5 protein-coding genes and 1 pseudogene are annotated in these 7,105 nt (G+C 60.8%); 3 read left to right on the forward strand and 3 right to left on the reverse strand.

The window, feature by feature from the left end; genetic code table 11:
* Window positions 1–160 (forward strand): annotated as a pseudogene (locus PQQ96_RS41215) (electron transfer flavoprotein subunit alpha/FixB family protein); the annotation flags it as partial.
* A gap of 124 nt (window positions 161–284) precedes the next feature.
* Window positions 285–1,727: a purine-cytosine permease family protein gene (locus PQQ96_RS41220; protein WP_408303044.1), complete on the forward strand. Its 1,443-nt coding sequence runs from the start codon at window positions 285–287 to the stop codon at window positions 1,725–1,727.
* Between the two features lie 19 nt (window positions 1,728–1,746).
* Here the strand turns inward: PQQ96_RS41220 and PQQ96_RS41225 are convergent, their stop codons facing one another.
* Window positions 1,747–3,714, reverse strand: a complete 1,968-nt coding sequence (locus PQQ96_RS41225; RefSeq protein WP_408303045.1) for a putative bifunctional diguanylate cyclase/phosphodiesterase — start codon at window positions 3,712–3,714, stop codon at window positions 1,747–1,749.
* Between the two features lie 657 nt (window positions 3,715–4,371).
* Between PQQ96_RS41225 and PQQ96_RS41230 the strand changes: the two genes are divergently transcribed.
* Window positions 4,372–4,650 (forward strand): HU family DNA-binding protein, encoded by a 279-nt coding sequence (locus PQQ96_RS41230; RefSeq protein ID WP_006049832.1) that lies wholly within the window; start codon window positions 4,372–4,374, stop codon window positions 4,648–4,650.
* A gap of 249 nt (window positions 4,651–4,899) precedes the next feature.
* On the opposite strand, the gene PQQ96_RS41235 is transcribed toward PQQ96_RS41230, so the two are convergent.
* Both PQQ96_RS41235 and PQQ96_RS41240 read right to left on the reverse strand, forming a co-directional pair.
* On the reverse strand, window positions 4,900–6,018 hold the full coding sequence (locus PQQ96_RS41235; RefSeq protein WP_408303047.1) for a 3-deoxy-7-phosphoheptulonate synthase: 1,119 nt from the start codon (window positions 6,016–6,018) through the stop codon (window positions 4,900–4,902).
* A gap of 125 nt (window positions 6,019–6,143) precedes the next feature.
* The gene (locus PQQ96_RS41240) at window positions 6,144–6,950 is read right to left on the reverse strand and encodes a DUF72 domain-containing protein (protein ID WP_408303049.1); all 807 of its coding nucleotides are present in this window, start codon (window positions 6,948–6,950) and stop codon (window positions 6,144–6,146) included.
* Window positions 6,951–7,105: the final 155 nt, after the last annotated feature.

A 7,105-nucleotide genomic window follows, 5' to 3' on the forward strand; every position in this document is an offset into this window, starting at 1 on the left:
CGGTATCTCGGGTGCGATCCAGCATCTGGCCGGCATGAAAGACTCGAAGGTGATCGTCGCCATCAACAAGGACCCGGAAGCGCCGATTTTCAGCGTCGCCGATTATGGTCTGGTGGGCGATCTCTTCGAAGCACTCCCGGAACTCGTCACCGCGCTCTGACGCAACCGCACCGATCACCACGTCGTCCCGACCCGAATAACAACAACAGACAGCCATCGATCGTTACCCAACCTTGTTCTCATTGCTGCCGCAAGGCGGCGTAATGACATGTCAGGAGAGTCACATGGCAACATCCATCCCGCGCGCGGCAGCGCCTTCGCTGATCGAGCAGCGTTCAATCGACTACATTCCGGAAGAGGAACGGCACGGCAGTCTCATTAGTCAGTTCACGTTGTGGTTCGGCGCGAACCTGCAGGTCACAGCGGTGGTCACCGGCGCGCTCGCGGTGGTACTCGGTGGCGACGTGTTCTGGTCGCTGATCGGCTTGCTGGCCGGTCAGATTATCGGCGGCGCGGTGATGGCGCTACACGGTGCGCAGGGACCGCAACTCGGCCTGCCGCAGATGATTTCGAGCCGCGTGCAATTCGGCGTATATGGCGCGATCATTCCGCTCGCGCTGGTCTGTGTGATGTATGTCGGCTTCTCCGCTGGCGGCACGGTGCTCGCCGGGCAGGCAATCGGGCAGTTGCTGCACGTTGACAACACAACGGCCATTGTGATCTTTGCGTTGCTGATCGTCGTGTTGACCGCGCTCGGCTACCGCACCATTCACGCAATGGGGCGCATGTCGACCATCGTCGGCGTACTGGCGTTCCTGTATCTGTTCGCGAGCCTGCTGCACGGCCACGATATCGGTGTGCTGCTGAGCAACCGCCACTTCACGCCCGGCACGTTCCTGCTGGCGGTCTCGCTTTCCGCCTCGTGGCAGATTGCGTACGGACCTTATGTTGCTGACTACTCCCGCTATCTGCCCAGTTCGACCTCGGCACTGAAAACGTTCTGGGCGGTGGGGCTTGGCTCCGTACTGGGCGCGCAGGTCTCGATGGTATTCGGCGTGTTCGCGGCGGCGCTCGCAGGGAATCGCTTCGCGGGGCATGAGGTGTCGTTTATCGTCGGGTTGGGCGCGAGCGGCATGCTTGCCGCGGTGCTGTACTTCACGATCGCGCTCGGCAAGCTCACGATCACCACGCTCAACGCTTACGGCAGCGTGATGTCGGTGGCTACCATCATGACCGGGTTCGGCGGGCAACGGTCGATTTCGAACCGCACGCGGCTCTTCTTCATCTTCCTCATGGTCGGTGCATCGACAGCGCTGGCGCTCGCCGGCCACCATGCGTTCCTCAAGGAATTCTCGGCGTTCCTGCTGTTCCTGCTGGCGTTTTTCACGCCGTGGAGCGCGATCAATCTGGTCGACTATTACTTCGTCACCAAAGAACGCTATGACGTGCCGGCGCTATTCGATCCCGACGGCCGCTATGGCCGTTGGAATATGACGGGCATCGCGGTCTATGTATTCGGTGTGGTGGTCCAGATGCCATTCATCGCGACCGGTTTTTATACCGGCGCATGGGTGGACGCGCTGGGCGGCGTTGACATTTCGTGGATCGTCGGTCTGATTGCACCCGCGCTGTTGTACTACATCGTCGCACGCATAAGAGGGAGCGACGTTCCTGACCGGATGATCCTGCCGGCCGAGCAGGGCGCGGTGAACCAGGCGGGGCGCTAGCGCGGATGGTGGCGTGCAGCTACGTCGCCATCACGTAGCCGCCGCCGACCACCGTTTGCAGATAGCTGGCCACGGCGCTCGCCCGCATCGGTCGTCCAAACAGATAGCCCTGCATCGCGCGAGCGCCCAGCGCCTTGACGACGTCGGCTTGCGATGACGTTTCGAGTCCTTCCACGATGCATTCGAGTCCGAGATTTCTGCACAGATCGAGCACCGACTTGACGATCTTCTTCGACGCGCTATTGGAATCCACGTCGGTCATGAAGCTGCGGTCGATCTTGATCGTGTCGAAGGGCAGGCGATGCACGTAGCTGAGGCTCGAATAGCCGGTGCCGAAATCGTCGAGCGAGACGCGGCAGCCGGCTTGCTTGATCATCGTGAGCGAGCTATGGGCCTGTTCGAAATCGCGGGTTACCGCGGTTTCGGTGATCTCGAAGTTCACGTAGTGCGCGGGCACACCGCTGTCCAACACGATATCGACCAGGCGGCGAGCGCGCGGCGAAGTCGAAATATCGATCGCGGAGAGATTGAACGACAGGTAGAGGTCGGACGGCCAGCGCGCGACTTCCGCGAGCGCTTTGCGCAGCAGCACCTCGGTGACGCGCAGAATCAGATCGGTACGCTCGGCAATCCGAATGAATTCCTCAGGCCTGACCGCGCCTAACCGCTCGTTGTGCCATCGCCCGAGCGCCTCCATGCCGATGGTGCGTTGGGTGAGCACATCGTAAATCGGCTGAAACTCGAGGAACAGTTCGGACTCCAGGTCCGCATGGCGGAGTTCCTGGGCGACCAGACTCGAGCGCCGGATTCGCGTCTCATGTTCCGTCGAGAAGATGACCGGCGTGCCGCGGCGGCTTTCCTTGCCGACGTACAAGGCGGCATCGGCGCGTTCGAAAACTTGCTGGACGGTTGTGCCCGCTTCCGGGAACGCGGCCCAGCCGATTGTTCCGGTCAGCTCGGCGACATTGCCGGCCACCCGATAGGGCTGGCTCAGCGCTTCGCAGACGCGCACGCCCAACTCGACCAGCGTCTCGTTGGCCAGTTTGTGCTGGGCCAGCACACCGAATTCGTCGCCGCCCAGGCGCGCGAAGAAAATGCCAGGCTCCGCGAGCGCCAGTAGTCGCACGCCGACTTCCTGCAGCACGAGGTCGCCGCTTGCGTGTCCGTAGATATCGTTGACCTGTTTGAAGCCGTCGAGATCGATCAGCCCGACGTTGAAGCCGCCGCCGGTACCGAGCGTTTGTTCCGATAGCGCGCGCAGCGAGGCGAAGAAACTGCGCCGGTTGGGCAGATCGGTCAGGCTGTCGATACTCGCGAGCCGGAAGTTGTCGTCACTGAGCGTTTGCGTTTTCTGCTGGCTCACCTGCAATTCGCGCTGGGCGTGCACGACGCCGGCGAAAGTCCGGTAATACAGTTCGATGATGAAGGCGAGCGCGACGCCGACCAGCGTCATGTCGATCGCCATCGCGATGAAAATAGGCGAGCGCGTGTAAACCAGAAATGCCGCAAAGCTTAGGACGACGATTGAGAGCAGAAGCAGGGCGGCGGCCCGCAGATGCATGAGGCAGAATACGCAGCCGACCAATGTCGTCGCCATGTAAAACGTGACTTGCGCCTGCTCATAGGCGGTGCCGTAGGGAAACAGCAAAAGCGACCAGCAGCTGAAGGCGGCGCCGAAGATGCCTGTGAGCCAGACCAGCTTGCGCAGTTCGGGCACGGCCTTATCGTGCGTCAGAACCCGGTGCCGGCCCCGCCACCAGCGCACGCAACGGATGATGCACAGCGTGCAGAGCACCCCCGGGAAGTAGATGGACAACCATGCCGGCGCCGACCCCAGATGGGTGATGGCGACAGCTAGCGTGTTCACGAGCAGAATGAAATAGAGCAGCGGTATCTGGCGGCCGAATGCCTGGAGTTGCGAGCGCACGAGCTCAGGGTCGCCTTCCGCGACCGACAGCGCTTCCCTCAATCTGGCTAACCGAACCATTCCCGTCCTTGTAACGTTTGCGCCGCACACGCAGCTTTGTATAACGGCCGCGCCGACGAGACCTTGAGGGCGTGTCAGGGGAAATAAAGCGCGCGCCTTAAACGAGCGGTAAATACGCCCGGCGAACGAGTCGGCCATGAGTCATTTGTGCAGTGTCAGCTTGCACGGGATTTGCTGATCCAGGGCGTCGGGGCGTGGCCGGATTCGCCGTGCCGGCTGGCGTTGTGCCGGCGGTATCGCCGGCCGTCGCGGTGGCGCAGGACCATGCGGCGAGCATCGCGCATGTTGCAATATGGAGAATTTTCATTGTTTTATTGTTTCCGGATTCTTTATTGCTGAGTGTGGCGCGGTGCTGAATGCCGAATCGTGGCAATCCAACATAACATAGTAAAAAAGCGTGGCAGGAGCGAGTTTGCCACCGTAAAGCACTGAAATTGCAACGGATTGTGAAGCGCCGCGAGCAGCCGTAAAACGGGGGAATCACGTAAGCGCGCGATTCTTATAGCGATTTGGGACAAAAAAACGTCAAATTGCCGCTGGGCGGGCGATACAAGGCTTACATCCAACGTTTGCGCGAATATGCGCCTATGCGTTAGTGTGTCGGTCCCGGCGCAACAGATGTGGCGCCGGTTCCATGATTACCATACGGGAAGTGCTATGAACAAACAGGAACTGATTGATGCAGTCGCCGCAGCGACGGGCGAAAGCAAAGCGGCCACCGGCCAAACCATCGACGCTATCGTCGAAGCGGTGACCAAAGCCGTGGTGGGTGGTGATACGGTGCAACTGGTCGGTTTCGGTTCTTTCTCGACCGGCGCGCGCGCAGCACGCGTGGGCCGCAATCCGTCGACGGGTGCCGAGATCCAGATCGCGGCAGCCAAGACGGTGAAGTTCACCGCCGGCAAGGCATTCAAGGAAGCCGTCAACGCGTCGTAATGCAACGCGCCTCGCGCCGGAGCATCCACGCGCGTTGTTGTAGCGCGCGGCGCCCGATGCATCGGGTGTGAGGAATCACGCGCCGCCCACCCCCCGTGAGCGTGTTTAATCGGTGGTTGGTGCGGCGCGTGTGGTGCGCGTTGGCACTTGTGCCGTTGTTGTTTGCTTCTGTTTTTGCGTCATGCACGCTCGCCTTCCGGTTGCTGGTTGTGCGAGATCGTGCAGGCCGCGTTGGTGAGGTTGGTGAGTTCAGCCCGCGCGTCGTTTCCGGGTCGCTTCGGCCAGGGTGTCGAGCGCCGGTTCGGTTTGCGCCCAGCTCACACAGGCATCTGTAATCGACACGCCGTGACGCAGCGGCACACCGGCTTTCAGATCCTGACGGCCTTCTTCCAGATGACTTTCGAGCATGACGCCGATAATGCGGCGCTCGCGCTGCGAGAGTTGCTGCGCCAGATCCTGCACCACCTCCAGTTGACGCAAATGCGATTTGCCTGAGTTCGCATGCGAGCAGTCGATCATGACCTGTTCGCGCAGGCCCGCCGATTTGAGCGCCGCGCAGGTGGCTTCCACGGACGCGCTGTCGTAATTCGGACCTTGCTTGCCGCCGCGCAAAATAACGTGCGCGTCGTCATTGCCACGCGTTTCGAAGATCGCGGCCATCCCCATCTTGGTCATACCCATGAACGCATGACTCGCGCGCGCCGCCACGATGGCATCCGCGGCGATCTGCACACCGCCGTCCGTGCCGTTCTTGAAGCCGATCGGGCAACTCAGCCCCGACGCGAGCTGCCGGTGACTCTGGCTCTCCGTCGTGCGCGCGCCGATCGCACCCCACGCGATCAGATCCGCGATGTATTGCGGACTGAGCAGGTCGAGAAATTCGGTGGCCGTGGGCAAGCCGAGACTGCTGATGTCGAGTAGCAGTTGCCGTGCGAGACGCAGCCCCTCGTTGATACGGAAACTGCCATCGAGACGCGGGTCGTTGATATAGCCTTTCCAGCCTACCGTTGTGCGCGGTTTTTCGAAGTACACCCGCATGACGATCAGCAGATCGTCTTTATAGGTCTGCGCCGCGACCTTGAGTTTGTGTGCATATTCGATCGCCTGATCGTGATCGTGAATCGAACACGGGCCGACGATCATCACGAGCCGGTCGTCACGGCCGTGCAGAATGTCGGCGATTTCCGCGCGGGTTTTCTCGACGAGCGTCTGCACCGCCGGCGGCACAGGCAACTCGTCCTGCAGCAGGGCAGGCGAAATCAGCGGACGTACCGCGCCGATACGAACGTCGTCGATGCGCGTGGTGTCCTGGGTGGCGTCGGCCGAGCCGACTTCCTGATCGTGCAGGGGATTGTCGATGGCGCTCAAAATATTCTCCCGGACCTTGTATGTGGGGTGGCCTCACGGCCTGGATGGGTGAGTGCCGGTGCGTCGGTGCGTTTGGGTTACCAGTGCCGGGATTATGACACTCGCGCGTGCGGGCCGGATGACCGTTACTCGAGGCGTTTGATCAGCGCCATGGCGGCGGCCGGATTGCGTTCCTTGAAGCCGCTGATGACATAGAGGTAGACATCGCGTGCCGTGGTTTTTGCAGGTGCCGCGGCCGAGGTTTCCAGATCGTCCGGTGTCGTGCCTGCGGCGAGTTGGCGGGCGCGTTCGACCCAGGTGTCGAGGGCCTGGGTTGAATAGCCTTTGGCCTGCTTATCGCTGGTACCCATGATGCGGGCGTAGACGAACGGTGCGGTGATGTCGGCGATTTGCGGGTAATCGCTGTCGGCTGCGAGCACGATGGCGACTTTGTACTTTCTGGCTAGCGCGATGAATTCGGGGGTCTTGAAGGTGTCGTTGCGGACTTCGACGGCGTGTCTTAGCGATTGGCCTTCGATGCTGGTGGGCAGCAGTTTCAGGAAGGCTTCGAAGTCTTCCGGATCGAACTTTTTAGTGGTGGCGAATTGCCAGTTGATTGGGCCTAGCTTCTGTTTTAGCAGGAGCACGCCGCTGGCGAAGAAGCGTTCGATGGTTTCGTTGGCGTCCGCCAGAACTTTTCTGTTTGTTGCGTAGCGGGGGGCTTTTAGCGAGAAGACGAAATCTTCCGGGGTTTCCTGATACCACTTTTCGTAACTTGCTGGTTTTTGCAAGCCGTAGAAGGTGCCGTTGATTTCTATCGAGGTGAGGTTGTTGCTCGCGTGTTGGAGTTCACGGCTTTGCGTGAGGTCTGACGGGTAGAAGGTGCCGCGCCAGGGGGCATAGGTCCAACCGCCTATGCCGATTCGGATTTTGCCGGGTTTGGGGGATGGCATGTCTCTTTGCCTCGTTTGGGGTGGCTTCGCCGGGAGGGTAGATTAACGCATTTGGTTGTTTGCCTGGTCGGCGCTGTTTTGTCTGTTTGCCTACGGCGTTGGGTTTTGCTTGGGCTGTTTGGTTGCGTGGCGCTTTTTGTCTGTATGCCTGCGGT

This window comes from Paraburkholderia sediminicola, assembly GCF_046027825.1.
In the GTDB taxonomy this organism is placed as follows: domain Bacteria; phylum Pseudomonadota; class Gammaproteobacteria; order Burkholderiales; family Burkholderiaceae; genus Paraburkholderia; species Paraburkholderia sediminicola_D.

Coding starts and splice junctions, on each gene's coding strand:
- PQQ96_RS41220 (WP_408303044.1), top strand. CDS start 285: ATGGCAACATCCATCCCGCGCGCGGCAGCGCCTTCGCTGATCGAGCAG.
- PQQ96_RS41225 (WP_408303045.1), bottom strand. CDS start 3,714: ATGGTTCGGTTAGCCAGATTGAGGGAAGCGCTGTCGGTCGCGGAAGGC.
- PQQ96_RS41230 (WP_006049832.1), top strand. CDS start 4,372: ATGAACAAACAGGAACTGATTGATGCAGTCGCCGCAGCGACGGGCGAA.
- PQQ96_RS41240 (WP_408303049.1), bottom strand. CDS start 6,950: ATGCCATCCCCCAAACCCGGCAAAATCCGAATCGGCATAGGCGGTTGG.